Genomic DNA, 17,019 nt, shown 5'->3' on the forward strand with positions numbered 1-17,019 from the left:
CCTGCCGTCTGCCACGGCCAGTGTTTCTTCTCAGATTGGGCATTCGCTCACCAGCGTGCAGGGAAAGTAACTGTAAAACATCGATTGCAGAAAGTGTACGTAATACGTACGTTATAACTGAACTTATAAAAAAGCGGACTATGGCCTCAAAAAGCTCATTTGCCAAACGTGTGGCGCTGGCCGCTTTCATTGTGCTGCTGATTGCCTCTGGGTTTTACCTGCTGGCTGCGGCAGCTTACTTTTTTCTGTTGGTTTTTGCCGGCATCCTCATGGCCGTGCTGTTTTGCGGACTCACCGACTGGGTGGTGCGGCATCTGGGCCTGAAGCGCTGGCTGGCTTTACTGCTGGTAACGCTGCTGGTCTTTGGCCTGCTGATAGGGTCTTTTTTGCTGGTGGCACCTACTATTTATGAACAGGGCGACCAGATGCGCGAAAAGATTCCGCAAGCATTCAGCAGTCTGAAAGAATGGCTGAGTCAGTACAACTGGGGCCAACGGCTGGTAGAGGAGCTGCCTGAAGACTACAAGCGCATGATGCCCGAGCAAAGGGAGATCCTGCAGCGTCTTTCGGGTGCTTTTTCCTCTACGCTCAGTGTTCTGGCCGATTTTTTCATTGTGGTGATCACGGCGCTCTTTTTTGCGGCAAACCCGACGCTTTATACCCACGGCTTCGTGAAGCTGTTCCCTGAACGCCGGCGCACCCGCATGCTGGAAGTGCTGCACGCCTGCTACTATACCTTGAAAATGTGGCTGCTGGGGATGCTGTCGGCCATGGCGATCATTGGTGTCAGCACGGCCATTGCATACAGGATTATCGGCCTGCCACTGGCGCTCGCACTGGGTCTGATCTCCTTTTTCCTGGCCTTTATACCTAACATCGGGCCCTGGCTGGCTGGTATACCTGCCGTACTAATCGGACTGACGGTAAGCCCCGATATGGCGCTACTGGTCATCATTGTCTACGGGGGCATACAAATGGTGGAGACATACGCCATCACACCCATTATCTTCCAGAAAACGGTGGATCTGCCCCCTGCCTTGCTGCTCTTTTTTCAGGTATTGTTGGGTATACTGCAGGGCGGATTAGGCCTGCTGATGTCGGCCCCCATACTGGCTGTACTGATTGTGGTGATTAACGAACTGTATGTAAAAGACGTGCTGGAAAATCAGAAGAGGGCAGAAGACGATATGGGGAAGGAAAGTGTAACTACAGAGGTTGAGAGTTGATCTTGCAGATAAGCGCCCCGGGGCGGGCTTGATTTTTAATCGCTCTTTGTTAGCATGGAGCGTTCGGCAAACAAATCCCTGATCTACACATATTGCTCTCAAGGTAACAACGCTACAAGTCTTTGCGCAGCTACTAAAACCACATTCCCAGTATGGTTTTTTCTTAGGTATAAGATTCCGCGACTTTACCTCAGCTTGCAATGGCTTCACCAAATTAACCAAAAGCTTGATGCTCTAATCGAACAACGATCTCGTACATCTTATAGTGGTAACGATAGAAAGGTTACAGATCTGAAAATGAATGGTTTGTGTTTGAAAATGGAAGGTATATGACAAAACTATAGTTTTAATAACAAGGACATGAAAAGGTACTTCTACTCGTCCAAAAACGTAATATTTACGCTCCTCCTGATATGCATCGCCTGTAACAAAGAAGAAGATTCTGTTTCCCCTGACATTCCAACCCAACTCATCGCCCCAGTTGCACGTGCCGGTAATGATACAACCATGTATCGTCCCTATAAAGAATACATTTTAAACGGCAGTGCCAGTACAGATGCGGATTCTAATATTGTCTCCTATCAATGGCGATTAATGACAGGGCCTTCCGCTGTCAACATCAAGCAACACTTCTCTGATGTCAAGGCGTATGCACGTGAGCTTACGGAAGCTGGCAATTATGATTTTGAGTTGACTGTGACCGATGCCGATAAACTGACTGCAAAAGATACGGTGACTGTTACCATCATTGTTCCGACAGAAGTACCAGCTTGCTCTAATCCAAAAGAATTCATTTTCAAAGATCTTGTCTGGGACTATTCCTGGATCATGGAGATCGATATTTACAATTTCTATTCAAACCTTCCGGCCAACAGCCAGATTCAAAGGATCTACATAAAAAGAGACAGTTCTGAGGAATGGGAACCCGTTGTATACCTGGCTGAGTCATCCGGTTATAGCTTGCACACATGGGATTATGGGAATGGCGTATTCGCTATTTACCCAAGTCAGAATATGGAAGATGATACCCCGGACGTGAAAATTGAGTACTGCAACTAGACACGCCTAACGCCAGGCATTTTTGTTTTAACAGAAGCTACTGAGCCTGGCCCGGAGCTGAGGGAACTGCTAAATTTTGGACGGCAGGTACCTCACTTATACCTTTTGTTTTGTAGCTTTGACACATCATTCATTGTCAAACACATTACCGCCAGATCGTGCTGCAAGTCGTTAACGTTCACAAGAAATACGGTTCATTGGAAGTGCTCAAAGGGATAGACCTGACCATCCATGCCGGCGAAGTTGTTTCCATTGTAGGCGCTTCGGGCGCTGGCAAAAGCACACTGCTGCACATTCTAGGTACGCTTGACTCGGCCGATACCGGCGACGTGCTGTTTGATGATAAGAACATTTCCCGCCTGAATGCGTCTGAACTGGCACGCTTTCGTAATCGGCACATCGGCTTCATTTTCCAGTTCCACAACTTACTGCCTGAGTTCACAGCCCTCGAAAACGCCTGCCTGCCCGGTTTCCTGGCCGGTCGCCCGGAGATTGAGGTAACCGAGCGGGCAGCCGAATTGCTCAGCATGCTCAACCTGGGTCACCGCATGCACCACAAGCCTTCGGAGATGTCGGGTGGAGAACAGCAGCGCACGGCCGTGGCACGCGCCCTGATCAACTCCCCGCGCATCATTTTCGCTGACGAACCCAGCGGTAACCTCGACTCCAAAAATGCCCAGGAACTGCACGAAATCTTCTTCAAGCTGCGCGACGAGTTCAACCAGACCTTCGTGATCGTAACCCACAATGAACAGCTGGCCACCATGGCGGATCGCAAGCTGGTCATGAAAGACGGTCTGATCGTGCAGGAGGTTAGAGCCTAGGCTATACCTATACCTATTGTTCCTTGGCTATACCTGGCCCACTTTTGGCTGGCTATTCAGCTATGTCTGCTTCCGAGGCCTCTTCTTTGTTTCATACCCATACCTCCATTGTAATTTTCACGTACAATATATCCCCCCTTTGCCTTTTTGTGCTAAATGGAAGGCAATTGCGAGGGGAAACATATTTTTCTGAAATTAATTTATAAACATCTGATAATCAGGTATTTATAATGCATATTTTTTGTGATTTTTTGCACCATTTCAGGAGCAGGTATGTTTGATATATGTACTAAAACATGAAAACTAACTAGATATGAGTCAAGTGAATAAAGAGACAAAAGTGGAGAGGAAGCCGAAGGTAGAAAGCTATGATATAGCGAAATCTGATGAGACGCTTCACTTAGCTGTTGACCTGGCTAAGTTTATAAAAGAGAACAGGTTATATCAAAATATACAAGGTAAAGAGTACGTAAACGTGGAAGGCTGGCAGTATGCCGGTTCCCGTCTGGGTATCTTGCCGGTGGTGGAGCATGTGGTCAACATCAGCACCGATGACGAGATCAAATACCAGGCTAAGGTGAACCTGCTCGACCTGCGCAGTCAGCAGGTGGTGGGTGCCGGCTTTGCGATCTGCTCCAACAAAGAGCAGGGCAAGAAGTACTACCAGGAGTTCGCGATCGCCTCCATGGCGCAGACCCGTGCCATTGGTAAGGCGTACCGCAACATTCTGGCCTGGATTATCCGCGCGGCTGGTTACGAGCCAACTCCGGTAGAGGAAATGGACTACGCAGGCAATGATTCGTCTGCCAAGCCAGCTGTTCCTACCGAGAAGAAGGCAACCATGAAGGCTGCCCCTGCCACAGCAGCTGCTGAAGCCGCTGCCGCAGACGCTGAACCTACTCCAGGCGTACGCTACGCATCGGCCAAGCAGAAAGAGGAGATTATCCGTCTGCTGAACAACCCGGTGATCACGCGCCAGGAAAAGACCAAGATGCTGCTCAACATCAACCGATTTGACGAAGAGCGTGCTGCACAGGCGATCGAGAAACTGAAAAAGGTGATCGAGGACCGTGAAGATGGGCAGTCTGCTGCCGCCTAATTAGAACAATCTACCAGTAAAAGCCTGCCTCCTTAGAGGCAGGCTTTTTTGTTTTCCTACACTACTAGTCTCCGGTATCGGATTCGGGATGCCTTATAAAATTCATTTGGAGGGATATGGTAGGTGTTTGAAGCAGTTAATGAAACGTTTTTTTAAAATATAGTTAAATATATATATTTGCCGATATTATTCATTTTAATTTTAAGATCTTATGAAAGCAAAATTACTTTTAACTTTTGCCTGCTGCCTGATGATGCAGTGTGCGTTCGCTCAGAAGAAAGCCTATGAACAGGGCGATCTATTTATTCATGCAGGAACATCGCTGGGCTATTATGGTTATGGGTTTACAGGCAACCGCTCAGGTGCGTTTATCCCGGTGACAGCCTCCATCGAGAAAGGAATTCACGAAAGTATAAGTGTAGGCCCTTACGTTGGCTATGCTAGCTGGAAGTACAGCAACTACGGTTATGACTACAAATGGAACTTCACCTCAGTAGGAGCCAGGGCTACTTACCACGCTGTTCCTCTAATAAACGAAGCCTTGGGGGCGAGTATCAACGAAGAGAAGCTGGACCTGTACGGTACGCTGCTGGTGGGACTCGAATTCAGGACTTTTTCCGGAGACGAGGACTTTCAGGGCTCATATGCTAACTCCACAAACTTTTTTATCGGACCGGTACTGGGCGTAAAGTATAAGTTCAACGAGACAATAGGTGTTTACTTTGAAGGTGGCCGCGGCGCATTCGGCTTTGGTACATTGGGAGTGTCGATAAACCTGTAATTGATTTGCCACAGCAAAAAAGCCTTCCGGAACTGACTCCGGAAGGCTTTTTTATGCCCTCTAGCCTTCGCATTATTCTCCTGCCATCGCTACGCCGGGAGTTTTTCTGATGCACGATTGTCCTTTCCGTCCTTTCAGGCAGGTATAGGATACAGGTCTAGCGCTTAATCAGCTCTTTCGAATTCTTTCCCAAACACCAGATCAGGACTCCTCACTCGCCATGGAAATGAAGGTATGTGGAGCGAAAAATTCTGACTTCTGTCTTCTATACTTTATCTTCGCTATACGAACCCCAAACTCCCTTGCAAGACATCCACCACATATTGCGCACCTATTGGGGCTATGACCAGTTCAGGCCCTTGCAGGAGGATATTATCCAATCTGTGCTGGCGGGGCAGGACACGTTGGCTCTGCTGCCGACGGGTGGGGGTAAGTCGATCTGCTTCCAGGTGCCGGCCATGGCCATGGAGGGGATTTGCCTGGTGATCACACCGCTAATCGCCCTGATGAAGGACCAGGTCGAGCAGCTCAAAAAACGTGGTATACCTGCCGTAGCCATTTTTTCAGGTATGAACCGCCGCGAGATCGATATTGCCATGGACAACTGCGTGTATGGCAACGTCAAGTTCCTATACCTGTCACCGGAGCGGCTGCAGACCGAGTTGTTTCAGGAGCGGGTGAAACGCATGAAAGTGAGTTTGCTGGCCGTAGACGAAGCGCACTGTATCTCGCAATGGGGCTACGATTTCCGTCCGCCATACCTGGAACTGGCTGCCCTGCGCGAAGCACTGCCGGCTATACCTGTACTGGCCCTCACGGCCACAGCCACGGAGCAGGTGCGCATCGATATACAGGAGAAGTTGGCTTTCAAAAAGCAAAACGTCTTTGTCAAAAGCTTTGCCCGGGCTAATCTTTCTTATTCATGCCTCTATACCGAAGACAAAGTGGGCCGCCTGCTTGAGATCCTGAACCGTATGCCGGGACAATCTATTGTGTATGTGCGCAGTCGCCGGCAGACGGTGGAGATAGCCCGTTTCCTGCAGAGCCGGCGTATACCTGCAGCAGCCTACCATGCGGGGCTTAAATTTGAAGAACGCAACAAAACACAGCAGGCCTGGATTGAGGATAAGGTACGAGTGATCGTGGCAACCAATGCCTTCGGGATGGGCATCGACAAGCCCGATGTGCGGCTGGTCGTGCACCTCGATCTGCCCGAAAGTCTGGAAGCTTATTACCAAGAGGCAGGCCGTGCCGGTCGCGATGAAAAGTACGCTTACGCTACCCTGCTTTACGGCCCCAGCGATACCAAAGACCTGCTGCAGAAAGTAAAGGAGGCACATCCACCGCTGGAGCTGATCCGGCGGGTATACCAGTGCCTGGCCAATTACTACCAGATTGCGGTGGGCAGCGGCTTCATGGGCAGCTTCGATTTCGACCTGGCCGCATTTTCAAAGAACTACAAGCTGTCTGCTCTCGAAACCCACCACGCCATCAAACGGCTGGAAGGGGAAGGCTATGTGCAGCTAAACGAAGCCTATTACAGTCCGTCGCGGCTATACCTGTTGCTTGAGAACATGGCGCTTTATGAGTTTCAGGTGGCCAATGCCGAGCACGACGCCCTGTTGCGTCTGATTTTGCGGATGTATGGTGGCGAGGCCTTTACAGGTTTTGTGAAGATATCGGAACGTAAACTGGCTGAGCAACTCAAGAAGCCGGAGCAGGAAGTGCGCCGCAAGCTCGAGTATCTGCACAAGCTGCAGGTGCTGGTATACGAACCACAGCACGACGCACCGCAGCTGGTCTTCACTTCTCCACGTCTGGATGCCGCCAACTTGCCGCTCAACCACAAAAAGCTGGAACAGCTGCGCGACCGTGCCCTGAAGCAAGCCAAAGAAATGGTGCATTACGTCGAGACCACGAACCGTTGCCGTACACAGTTATTGCTGGAGTACTTCGCCGAAATCAGTGACAAAAGTTGCCGCATCTGCGACTACTGTCTGACGCAGCGCAAAAAGGAGCGGGAAGGGCAGGAGCAGAAAGCCTTGCGACAGCAACTGCTACTGGCAGTACAGACCAAAAATCTGTTGCCGAAGGAGCTCGTGCAGCAGTTCGAAGCCAAGCATGTTGAAACCGTGACGGAAATGTTACGCGAACTGGTGGACACCGGCATTGTGAAGTACGCCGAGAGCGGCAAGCTATACCTGGCAAAAGAACAGGTATAACCTACCAGTGTTTTGCGTATGACTCTATATGTGGTTTACAAAAAACATCCTCTTTTTCAGCTCCAGGGTATACGGCCATCAGGACTTTCTCACGAGCAATGCCCTGGAAAGCATAGCAGCCGTTACCTTGCAAAATATTACAGACTTCGAGCAAGGGCGGCAGCTGGGAAATGAAATAAAGGCCTAAGCTATACCTATACCTATACCTGGTTATACCTTCGCTACAAATCAACCAGCACTTACACGATCAGCTGCATTCTTTAGGCAGACTCGTTCTTTCTGCCTGTAACAGGTCTAAGGTTCTTGCCTGAAGGGGGACACTTCAACTTGTTTTGAACATATTCTAATCCAATAATATCCTGCTTTCCATCAGCTACAGTTTCATGTTAGCTTGCAGATGAATACCCTACATCGCCAGTAGGTATGATTTCACCAAAAACCGGCTTTAAACTTTGACTAAACGATTTAAAAATGATACTTTTTTTGGTGAAATTATGTTGTTGTTAGTAGAGAAACCCTGTAAGTTTCGGGAATGATCAACTCAAGTGGTCATCGGTGATTTCTTGCAGGAGGAGCATCTTTCACATTACGGGCGAGATAGAGATAGACGGTATGTAGGGAAATTTAACAGGAAATTTGTGCCCAGAAATGAAATATTGACCTTTGAAACAATTGCTGCCTTTGAAAGAAAAATAAACCACGATACACGGCCCTATGATCCGGGCCTTCAGCTCCTGCCGGGACGCATGGAGGAGAGGCACCAAAATGTTGATTCAAAGCTGGGGATTCCAGCCTTGCGGAGAAATTTTAACCTGATCTACCTCCTGCTCGACGGCCTGCACGATATCCGGCTTGATGACAAACACCGCTGGCTGATGCCAAATGATCTGGTTATCGTTCCGGCCAACGTACTCTATGCTTCTGCCAATATAAAGGAATGCAAAGGCTACTGTATAGAGTTTACAACGACGTTTCTAGAGCCGGTTGTTCAGGGTGCCTTGTCAGAGCAATTCCCTTTCTTCGACCTGGAAGCCGAGCACGTTATCAGCCTCACCGCCAACGAAAGCAACCTCGTGCAGCGTTCCTTCGAGAACATTCTGGAGGTGCATAGTGGCCACTCCAGGGAGAAAACGCAACTGCTCCGCGACTATGTTCACATTTTACTGTTGCTCATCCGCGATTGCTACAAAGCCAGGTATACCGTTTACATTAAAGAGAAAGCGACCCGTGCCGTGCAATTGACAAGCGCCTACAAGCACCTGGTCGATGAGCACTTCCGCGATATGCACGAGGTGCAGCAGTATGCCAGCCTGCTCAACATCACGCCTAAGCACCTGTCCGATGTTGTGAAGAGCACCACCGGCAAGCCACCCCACGAAATGATCCACAACCGGCTGCTGCAGGAGGCCCGCACACTGCTTAGCAACACAGCAATGAGCATGGCTGAGATTGCCTATACGCTCCATTTTGAGGATCAATCTCACTTCAGTCACTTCATGAAACGCAAGACCGGTCAGACACCATTGGAAATAAGAAAGAGCTTCTAGTCTGTACAAATTATTCCGGAATACATACAATACTTCTTGCAGTAAGTGATTTAATTTTAGGTTGTTATAATCACACTAAACACTTACTACAATGAAAGAGAATACAATTCAACGAAAAAGAGGCCGTCCGGAAAGAGTAGAGGATTTTGCGCACCACGTGCTGGATGACCTGAGTGCTGCAGAGCGGGTGAGAATGTCTTTCCTGGGCAGCCAACTGGGGCTATTTAAAGCAATGGCCAACGCCGGGCCCATGACGGTGGGCCAGATAGCCCGAAACTCCGGAGCCAGCATCAAACTGGTGAAGCATTGGGCCGACAGCCTGGCCGCAGACGGTTACCTGGTGCACGAGGAAGAGGCTGATACCTTCTGCCTCCCCGAACCACACGCCACCGCCATGACCGACCCCACCAGTCCTTACTATGTAGGAAACCGCTTTATGAAAGCAAACGGCAACCAGCTCATCAAACCGATGGAATTGACGCACGTGCTGCCTGCTAACTATGTAAAACTACGAAGCCTGCTGCCTTCCGATGTGTCCGGACGTTTTTTCAGTGAGGAATACCTGTCCAGTCTGCTGCACAGCTGGATACCGGGTATAGAGGGGCTCGCAGCGAAACTTGAATCCGGTATACTGGTAGCAGATCTGGGCAGTGGTCGCCACGGAGCTTCTACGCTGGTAATGGCAGGTCTCTTCCCTAATTCGACCTTCCTTGGATTCGACAGGTATGTTTCCTCTGTGGAGCGGGCCAACCTGCTGGCCAAAGAAAAGCACATACCGAACGCGCACTTTGAATGCGCTACAGATGAGCACGTGTACGCCTACCAATACGACCTGATCACCCTGATCGAGAGCGCGCACCACATGGGGGAAAATTTGCAGGACCTACTGACCGAATGCCGCCAGGTGCTTAAAACGGATGGAGTACTGGTAATTGCAGAAGCAAAAGACGGTAGCATCGTCAGCGAAGAGCAGTACCAGCGCCTGCGCTCTACCAGGGTTGTACCGACAGTGGCAGAGCACGTTTACCGGGTAGAGCGCGGCATTGACGGACACGAGCACGAACTGCAGAAAGCGGCTACTGCAGCTGGCTTTTCAGTTTTCCGCAGAGTGGCCGAAACCTGGTACGACAAGGTATACGAGTTGCGCCCTTAACTTGCGGGGAGGCTACAGTTTCACTTCAACGGTTTCCTGCCGCTTGTCATGGTCCAGGGCCTGGTTGTGCCGGAACACCGTTTCGTACCCGTTGATAGATACGGTTTTAGTGACGTCCAACACAAGCTGATCCTGTTCCCTGTGAATCCCCTGCAGTTGCTTATCCAGCTGCAGGGGGGCACCCCTGAGCGGGAGCTCCTGAAAAGGCGTCCAGCCGAAAGTGGTATCCAGCACGGTCACTTCCTTGGGCAGGTTTGTGCTGATGCGGCGCACTTTAAGGTTCAGTTTCAGTTTAGAATCCTGCCAGCGTGCCTCGCTGTAATCGGTTTCCGTGAAAATCCTGAAAGCGACCTCTTTGTTGTAAACCGGCGAAGCAGGGAGAGGCGATACATCTTCTTTTTCTTTGTCGCAGCCGCTTGTGAGCAGCAACAAAAGCGCCAGAAGGGGCGCAAGGGTGCGTAGAGATAGAACCATGGTATGCGTAAGTAGAAGCTGTTCGGAGGTGGCAACATAAGGCGTTGCTTATATAGCGTTACGCATCCCTGCAGCTTCTGTTTACGCTTCCTGCCTAGTTTTTTTTCGAATTTCCCGGCTCCCGTAAGGGCAGCACCATGTGTTGCGTAGAGGGCGTAAAACCCAGTGACTCCCAGAAGCGGATGCCTCCCGGGTTGTGCACCGATACCTGCAGTTCCAGGTGGTCAGCCCCCTGGTCGCTCAGCCACTTGCGGGCGGCTTCAAACAGCTCTTTGCCAATTCCTTTGCCACGGAACTCGTTCCGTACCACCGTCTCGCCAATGTAGCCTTTGTTGGAAAGCTTGAAGCCCGCAGAGCCGGGCCGCAGACTAGCCACCAGCATACCTGCCCAAATATCATCAATCTCGTACACAAACACCCGCGTGCTTTTGTCCTTGAGGCGGTTGAGCAGCTCCGCTTTTAAGGTCTGTTCACTGCCCGGCCTATACCTGAACACAACGTGATAGGACTGTTGCATATCGAGCAGCAGGCGCCAGAGCTCATACAGCTCATCAATATCATCAGGCTGCGCTTCGAAGATCATAGCGGAGATGTTAGAATAGGGTGGTCAGGTCGCTGATGCGCTCCAGGCGGTGCTCGAATTCATCCACCTCTCTATACCCGTAGCCGGCATGAATAAACGGAACGCCCGCTTTTTGGGCGGCATCCAGGTCTCCGGGGGTATCGCCCACGTAAACCGGAGCCTGCAGGTTATTACGTTCCACAATGGCTTTCAGGTTGATGTCCTTCGAATCGCCGGTGCGGCCGGAGCACTCGAAATCACCGAAATATTTGCCCAGTTCGTGCCGCTCCAGAAAGGCTTCTATGTAGCCATCCTGGCAGTTGCTCACGATAAAAAGGGGGTACTTGGCGTGCAGGTATTCCAGCGTTTCTTCCAGTCCTTCATACAGGTTGCCGCCGTGCTTGCGGATATGGGCCATTTCTTCCTGGCCGCTCACCTCCATTAGTTCCTGGCGCTGTGCCTGGTTCAGCTGCGGGAAGAGCTTGTCGAAGATCAGGTTGTGCTGGGTGCCCGCAATGGAGCGGACCTTTTCGGGGGTGATCTCCTGTATTTCAAAGTTAACTTTCTCCCGGGCAGCCCTCCAGGCTTTGGCCACGGTTTCGGCGGCATCCCACAGGGTGCCGTCCAGGTCGAATATGATGCTGTCTATTTTGTTATTCATGTCAAGGTATAAGCTATGCAGGATAGCGGGTATATTTTACTGGTTGTGAGGCGGAATAAAGGTCACCTCCACGATAAGGCCATCCTTCACGCGGTACACGGCGATGGCGTCGGTACGCGGCTCCCCCTTTTTGCGCTGCACTTTCTCCTGGTCGATCACCACATCGCCTGCCACAATGCGGTTCACGATCTCGCAGTGCAGGTCCGGGGTGCTGGCAAACATGGCCCCGTAGCGCTTGTGCAATTCGTCGCGGCCCTGGTAGGTGAGCACGCCCAGCTGGCGGTATACCTTCACGGTGTCGCTGAAGGCGCTGGCAAACAGGTCGATGTCGCGGCTGTTGTAGCCTTTCAGTTGCAACTCAACCGGTTTAACAACGGCAGGCTTTTCTGGTTTGCTTTGGCTCATGGCGGTGATACTGCTAAATAAAAGTAGGGTAAAGGGTAGCAGAAGTTTGATCATGCGCAAAATTAGGCAATTTTGCGGGTATATACCTTGCGATTTCTGTTGCGTATAAGCGGAGCTATGATAGAAGAACTCATCATTCGCGCACTTTGCGATACTATACCTGAAGAGCCTGTAGACGGCTTGTTTTTGTTTGGACAGACGGAAGACAACCAGCAGGCGGCCTTCCAAACAGCCCACCAGTTTTTGCAGAGCGGCCGTACGGACAAAGTGCTCTGCCTCGGCACCAAAGCCATGAGCGGCTACCCCGGTTTTGAGGTATGGAAAAAGGAGATGAAGAAATTAGGTATAGGAGAAGAGCAGCTTATACCTGTTCCGCCTGTGCCTGCCGATACGGATATGCTACATACCCTGATCGAAGCGACTTCGGCGGTGCGCTATGCGAAGGAGCAAGGCTTCAAAAGTCTGGTCGTGACGGCAGCCCCATTCCAGCAACCCCGTGCTTTTATGACAGCAATTACTGCAGCCCTAAGAGAATATCCGGAGCTATACCTGTACAGTCTGCCCGGCAAGGCGATGCCCTGGCAGAAGGAAGTGACGCATTCGCAGGGCAAGCTAGAAGACACCCGCGCCGGGCTCATTGCCGGAGAAATGGAACGTATACGCAGCTACCACGAGCAAAATGATTTGATCTCTGTACAAGAGGCGCTTAATTATTTGAATAGGAGAGGGTGAATTGTTAGAATCAGGATTTACAGGATTAAAGGATTGACATGGTTCTCAAAATTGATTGTCCCATTTAATTAAATCCTGCAAATTATAAAATTCTGTAAATCCTGATTCTGACAGATAATCGTGCACCAATCATACATGGGAATCGTGCACCCAAAAATTAATAATCAGCAATCAACAATTCAACCATTAACAATTTAACAACCTTCAACCGCGATCATTTGAGTGCTGGAGGCACTCTGGCGCAGGGCTTTGGCTGGGGCGTATTCATCAGAAGAGTGCCAGGCCTTGGCTTGTTCCATGGTAAGGAATTCGAGCACCACGATGCGGGTTGGGCTCCAGTCGCCTTCGAGGTTTTGAGGATTACCGCCTCGAACAATAAACTTGCCGTCGTAAGGTTGCAGCGAGCCTGGCGTCAGTTTTTTGTACTCCTCATAAGTAGCGTTGTCTGTCACGTCTATGTCTAAAATAATGTAAGCTGGCATAAAATTCAGGTATAGGTTATACAATAGGATGGCTGCATATTAGGTATAATCCGCGGATGGTGCAAACAGAAATTATAGAGGTCGTGGCATCATAAGCACTTGAAAAAACCGAGTTAGGTAGACTGTTTACTGTTTGATTGCGTACATCGCTCATATACAAGCCCTTCAACTTATGACACAAACCAAAAACCTCGAAGTCTGGCTGCGTGGACCGCTGCCTGATGTGCCCGCCATGCTGCAACCAGCAGCCCATGCACTGCTACAAGCTCGCGAAGAAGTCGGAAACTTTATGCAGGATTTTCCGGACGAACTGCTCTGGGAGCGACCTGCGGGAGTGGCCTCAGTAGGCTACCACCTGCAACACCTCACTGGCATACTGGAGCGCCTCTTTACCTATGCCCGCGGCGAACAATTAACCGAGCAGCAACTAGCCTCTTTGTATGCCGAGGGCAAGCCGGTAGGGCAGGACAGGCAGTCCGAAACGCTGGTGCAGAAGTTTAACGAGCAGGTGGATAAGGCCTTGGAGCAATTGCGGCAGACAGACGAAAGCAGCCTGACCGAAACCAAAAGGGTAGGACGGGCGCAGGTGGAGTCTACAGTGATGGGCTTGCTCTTTCATGCCGCCGAGCACAGCATGCGCCACGTGGGGCAATTGCTCGTAACAGCACGGGTGCTGCGCGAGCGGGAAATGTCGAATGGGAATATGGTCGACTGAGGCTATACCTGATCAAACAAAGCTCACATGCTCCCGCTCTACTCTAAGGTATACCTTTTCGCCTGTAGCGGCAGGTATAGCCTGTGTTCTGACAGTGACGCTGATGCCTGTTAATTGCACCTGCACATCATAAAAACCGCCATAGAACATCACTTTTTGCACAGTACCCGTCAGAGCCCCGCTAGGATCAATAACAAACTTAAAGTGCTCCGGGCGCACCAATAGGTCGCGACCTTGGTTGTCTATACCTAGACGGGCTGCAAATTCTGAAGTTAAGTCAGCAGGTATGAGGTTGAAGTTGCCGAAAAGACCAGCGGTATAGGAGTCAGCGGGGTGGCGGTATACCTGTTCGGGTGTGCCTTGCTGCACGAGGCGGCCTCCTTCGATTATCAAAATGCGGTCAGCCCAGGAGAGGGTGTCGTGCGGATCGTGGGAGATGAGGATACAGGTGATGGCGAGCCGCTCCGTGATATCGTGGATCACCTCTTTCAGTAACTCCTTGTGGCCTTTGTCAAGATTGGAGTAAGGCTCGTCGAGCAATAGCAGTTCTGGCCAGGTGCTGAGTAATCGGGCCAGAGCAATACGCTGGCGCTCGCCACCCGAAAGCTGGTTGGTTTTGCGCTGCTTCAGGTGACTGATGCGGCATACCTCGTACAGCGTTTCGGCCTCATCGCCCTGCAGTGTATTGGCGTAGCGGAGCACCTGCTCCACCCGCAGGAACTGAGGCAAATCGTAGTGCTGAGACAGGTAGGCAATTCCTTCGTGGCCCGGCACCAGTTTGTCATGCGGACCGATCACGTGCTTGCCCTCAAAAGTAATCTGTCCGGCACTGGGCTGCACCAAACCGGCAATGGCCTGCAACAGGGTGCTTTTGCCGGACCCGGTTTCGCCCGCTATCACCAGTTTCTCATACTCGCCCTGCTGAAAGCTGATGTCGTGCAGCACGGTATGGCCGTCTTCCTGCACCTGTAGGCCGGATACTTCTAGAAAGCTCAAAGCCTAAAACTCGTCTTCGTAAAACTCGATCAGGGCACCGAAGTAAGACTCGTTCCAGCCTTCCACGATGTCATTGTAGGCCTCGTCAGGTATGTTGAGGTGGCGCAGTTCGGCAGAAGTGCCGTGCTTGTGCGGATGCAGCTTGATTGTGACGATGGATTTAACCTCCTGCTCGCCGAAATACCACTCCTGCACCAGCAGCTTGCCTTCCTCAAACTCCAGGTTTTTGCCGACGATGTTCCCTTCAAAGAGCGAGAACTCCGAGCCTGCCTCCGTCGACATCTCAGCCGGATCGCCTGACCAGAGCTGTATCGTGTTGGGGTTGGTAAGGGCCGCGTATACCTCTTCAGGATCGGCCGGCACGATAAAATATTTTTTGTAATCTTTCATGTTTGGTCTATTGAGAGGCCCCTATTTGTTGGCAAACGTTCTGATATACAGCTCTTCCACTTTCTGCCTCGCCCAGGGTGTTTTGCGCAAAAACTTGAGGCTGGAGTTGATACTTGGGTTGATGTTGAAACTGTTGACATTGATCTTATACCCAAGTTCCTCCCAGCCATAGTAGTCTACGAGCTGCACCAGGATGCGCTCGAGCGTTTTGCCATGCAGGGGGTTGTTTTTCTGTTCTTCCATACGCAGGTGTTATGGCTTGCAAGTTCCGCACATTATCGGGAATACGCAATTTAATTAGCGGAGGGCTGCTATACCTGTTGCCGGTCTATATTCCAAGCTCAATCTGAACCCCGGCCGTCCAGTGGTAGTCGTTGTTGACAGATAAATAAGCATTTTGTGAATGATAGGCCACATTTCCCTGTACTTTCAGGCGATGCGCGCGCAGGTATTTGGTCACGCCTGCCACATAGGCCTCTTCAGTATTCTCCAGAGAACGCACCTCACGGTTTGGCGTGATGCGGGAGTACCTGCCGGCCAATTCCACATTGTTCGGGAATATATAACTGAGTTGGTAGTTCTGACCATGACCGGTCAGGACATGACGACGCTCGCCTGCCGCATTCAAAGTGATCGGGTTGTCCGCCTCCCGGGCCATGTACTCAGCATACAAGGCCATACCTCTATACTTGAGGAGTCCGTCAAAAATATAGGTTTGGATATCGGTTTGCTCGTACAGGTCGCGACCAGTTTGCGCGCCGGTGCGGCGGGCATCTTCGTTGTGGCTCATACCTCCGGCCAGCGACAGTTTCGGGGTGGGTTCGCGCTCCAGATCACCTTCAAAGTAGTCGCCTCCGTTGGTAAATTTACCCAAGGGGAGAATCTCCACGCGTCCGGTATAGGCCAGGCCTTTGTCCGTGCTGAACACGTTGCGGCCCTCTCCGGCAGTAAGCGCTCCTTTGAGCAGGTAGTGGAAGTTGCCAATGCCGTTGTTGTATACCGCCTGAAAGCCAAAGTCACGGTCAACGTTAAAACCCACGTTCACGACGGAGCGATCGATAAACTGCTGCTCGCCGGAAGATACCACACGCTGCCGGTTGCCGGGAAGTTTTGTCTGCCCGAAACCGAACTGCCACCTGTTGTTGGGTTTGTAATACACCACGGCATCGCGCACCACGTTAGGGCTGTTGTTGATGTTGGACTGGTCTCGCATGTTCCAGTCCATGTCACCGCGCGAGAAGGAAAGTTGGATGTTATAAGTGAGTTTCGGGGAGTACATAAAACCCTCGAAGCGCAGACGCAGGCGCCGCACCCGCATTTCGTACTCCGACACCCCAAAGTCGTCTTCAGAAATCGAGTTATACATCGCCCGGCTCTGCATGCGGAAGCGCATGTTGACAGAAAAAGAACTATCTGGCGTAACGATGCCAACTCCGCGTTTGAAATTGAAAAGCGGTGGGTTGCCATCCGGCGTCTGTGCCACAACAGCAACAGGGCTTGCCAGCAAAACGGCCAGCAACAAGGTATAGATTTTCATATTAGTCTCCTGCTCTTAAAGAATTTATCCGGTCTTCAGAGCTAAAAAGGACCCGAGTGATCAGGTATAGGTTAGTGTAAAAACTAAGTGGGTGATAGGTAAGGTAATAGCACTATGTGCAGTTTAGTAAAATCCCCCGCTACTGAAGAGCAGC

At 50.9% G+C, this 17,019-nt stretch carries 20 protein-coding genes; 11 read left to right on the forward strand and 9 right to left on the reverse strand.

What is annotated here, in order from left to right; translation table 11 throughout:
* The first annotated feature begins 140 nt into the window (after positions 1 to 140).
* From AC4QZR_RS15580 to AC4QZR_RS15620, 9 genes are all read left to right on the forward strand, one after another.
* Complete coding sequence (locus AC4QZR_RS15580; RefSeq protein WP_494481746.1) at positions 141 to 1,226, forward strand: AI-2E family transporter; 1,086 nt, start codon at positions 141 to 143, stop codon at positions 1,224 to 1,226.
* Between the two features lie 360 nt (positions 1,227 to 1,586).
* The gene (locus AC4QZR_RS15585) at positions 1,587 to 2,285 is read left to right on the forward strand and encodes a PKD domain-containing protein (RefSeq protein WP_494481747.1); all 699 of its coding nucleotides are present in this window, start codon (positions 1,587 to 1,589) and stop codon (positions 2,283 to 2,285) included.
* A 158-nt stretch (positions 2,286 to 2,443) separates the two neighbouring features.
* The gene (locus tag AC4QZR_RS15590) at positions 2,444 to 3,109 is read left to right on the forward strand and encodes an ABC transporter ATP-binding protein (RefSeq protein ID WP_303409951.1); all 666 of its coding nucleotides are present in this window, start codon (positions 2,444 to 2,446) and stop codon (positions 3,107 to 3,109) included.
* A gap of 313 nt (positions 3,110 to 3,422) precedes the next feature.
* A complete protein-coding gene (locus tag AC4QZR_RS15595; protein ID WP_494481748.1) occupies positions 3,423 to 4,208 on the forward strand; it encodes a hypothetical protein in 786 nt (261 codons plus the stop codon).
* Between the two features lie 211 nt (positions 4,209 to 4,419).
* Positions 4,420 to 4,989 (forward strand): hypothetical protein, encoded by a 570-nt coding sequence (locus tag AC4QZR_RS15600; RefSeq protein WP_494481749.1) that lies wholly within the window; start codon positions 4,420 to 4,422, stop codon positions 4,987 to 4,989.
* A 302-nt stretch (positions 4,990 to 5,291) separates the two neighbouring features.
* The gene (locus AC4QZR_RS15605) at positions 5,292 to 7,211 is read left to right on the forward strand and encodes a RecQ family ATP-dependent DNA helicase (protein ID WP_494481750.1); all 1,920 of its coding nucleotides are present in this window, start codon (positions 5,292 to 5,294) and stop codon (positions 7,209 to 7,211) included.
* 28 nt (positions 7,212 to 7,239) lie between these two features.
* A complete protein-coding gene (locus AC4QZR_RS15610; protein ID WP_494481751.1) occupies positions 7,240 to 7,398 on the forward strand; it encodes a hypothetical protein in 159 nt (52 codons plus the stop codon).
* 607 nt (positions 7,399 to 8,005) lie between these two features.
* On the forward strand, positions 8,006 to 8,758 hold the full coding sequence (locus AC4QZR_RS15615; protein ID WP_494481752.1) for a helix-turn-helix domain-containing protein: 753 nt from the start codon (positions 8,006 to 8,008) through the stop codon (positions 8,756 to 8,758).
* A 91-nt stretch (positions 8,759 to 8,849) separates the two neighbouring features.
* On the forward strand, positions 8,850 to 9,911 hold the full coding sequence (locus AC4QZR_RS15620) for a class I SAM-dependent methyltransferase (protein ID WP_494481753.1): 1,062 nt from the start codon (positions 8,850 to 8,852) through the stop codon (positions 9,909 to 9,911).
* A 12-nt stretch (positions 9,912 to 9,923) separates the two neighbouring features.
* On the opposite strand, the gene AC4QZR_RS15625 is transcribed toward AC4QZR_RS15620, so the two are convergent.
* The 4 genes from AC4QZR_RS15625 to AC4QZR_RS15640 all read right to left on the reverse strand — a co-directional run bounded on the left by AC4QZR_RS15625 (position 9,924) and on the right by AC4QZR_RS15640 (position 12,067).
* Positions 9,924 to 10,385: a hypothetical protein gene (locus AC4QZR_RS15625; RefSeq protein ID WP_494481754.1), complete on the reverse strand. Its 462-nt coding sequence runs from the start codon at positions 10,383 to 10,385 to the stop codon at positions 9,924 to 9,926.
* A 94-nt stretch (positions 10,386 to 10,479) separates the two neighbouring features.
* The gene (locus AC4QZR_RS15630; RefSeq protein WP_253405237.1) at positions 10,480 to 10,968 is read right to left on the reverse strand and encodes a GNAT family N-acetyltransferase; all 489 of its coding nucleotides are present in this window, start codon (positions 10,966 to 10,968) and stop codon (positions 10,480 to 10,482) included.
* A gap of 10 nt (positions 10,969 to 10,978) precedes the next feature.
* The gene (locus AC4QZR_RS15635; protein ID WP_494481755.1) at positions 10,979 to 11,608 is read right to left on the reverse strand and encodes an HAD family hydrolase; all 630 of its coding nucleotides are present in this window, start codon (positions 11,606 to 11,608) and stop codon (positions 10,979 to 10,981) included.
* A 36-nt stretch (positions 11,609 to 11,644) separates the two neighbouring features.
* The gene (locus tag AC4QZR_RS15640; RefSeq protein WP_494481756.1) at positions 11,645 to 12,067 is read right to left on the reverse strand and encodes a nuclear transport factor 2 family protein; all 423 of its coding nucleotides are present in this window, start codon (positions 12,065 to 12,067) and stop codon (positions 11,645 to 11,647) included.
* A gap of 63 nt (positions 12,068 to 12,130) precedes the next feature.
* Between AC4QZR_RS15640 and AC4QZR_RS15645 the strand changes: the two genes are divergently transcribed.
* Positions 12,131 to 12,745, forward strand: coding sequence for a YdcF family protein (locus AC4QZR_RS15645; RefSeq protein ID WP_494481757.1), 615 nt, complete (start codon positions 12,131 to 12,133; stop codon positions 12,743 to 12,745).
* A 194-nt stretch (positions 12,746 to 12,939) separates the two neighbouring features.
* Here the strand turns inward: AC4QZR_RS15645 and AC4QZR_RS15650 are convergent, their stop codons facing one another.
* Positions 12,940 to 13,227: a DUF1330 domain-containing protein gene (locus tag AC4QZR_RS15650; RefSeq protein ID WP_494481758.1), complete on the reverse strand. Its 288-nt coding sequence runs from the start codon at positions 13,225 to 13,227 to the stop codon at positions 12,940 to 12,942.
* A gap of 172 nt (positions 13,228 to 13,399) precedes the next feature.
* Here AC4QZR_RS15650 and AC4QZR_RS15655 point away from each other — a divergent pair, with 172 nt between their 5' ends.
* Positions 13,400 to 13,942, forward strand: coding sequence for a DinB family protein (locus AC4QZR_RS15655; protein WP_494481759.1), 543 nt, complete (start codon positions 13,400 to 13,402; stop codon positions 13,940 to 13,942).
* A 12-nt stretch (positions 13,943 to 13,954) separates the two neighbouring features.
* On the opposite strand, the gene AC4QZR_RS15660 is transcribed toward AC4QZR_RS15655, so the two are convergent.
* The 4 genes from AC4QZR_RS15660 to AC4QZR_RS15675 form a co-directional block, all read right to left on the reverse strand.
* The gene (locus AC4QZR_RS15660; RefSeq protein ID WP_494481760.1) at positions 13,955 to 14,938 is read right to left on the reverse strand and encodes an ABC transporter ATP-binding protein; all 984 of its coding nucleotides are present in this window, start codon (positions 14,936 to 14,938) and stop codon (positions 13,955 to 13,957) included.
* 3 nt (positions 14,939 to 14,941) lie between these two features.
* The gene (locus AC4QZR_RS15665; protein WP_494481761.1) at positions 14,942 to 15,328 is read right to left on the reverse strand and encodes an SRPBCC domain-containing protein; all 387 of its coding nucleotides are present in this window, start codon (positions 15,326 to 15,328) and stop codon (positions 14,942 to 14,944) included.
* A gap of 21 nt (positions 15,329 to 15,349) precedes the next feature.
* Positions 15,350 to 15,571 (reverse strand): VF530 family protein, encoded by a 222-nt coding sequence (locus AC4QZR_RS15670; RefSeq protein ID WP_494481762.1) that lies wholly within the window; start codon positions 15,569 to 15,571, stop codon positions 15,350 to 15,352.
* 85 nt (positions 15,572 to 15,656) lie between these two features.
* Complete coding sequence (locus AC4QZR_RS15675; protein WP_494481763.1) at positions 15,657 to 16,865, reverse strand: porin; 1,209 nt, start codon at positions 16,863 to 16,865, stop codon at positions 15,657 to 15,659.
* Between the last annotated feature and the right edge of the window lie 154 nt (positions 16,866 to 17,019).

The organism is Pontibacter sp. YIM B11418 (assembly GCF_059278805.1).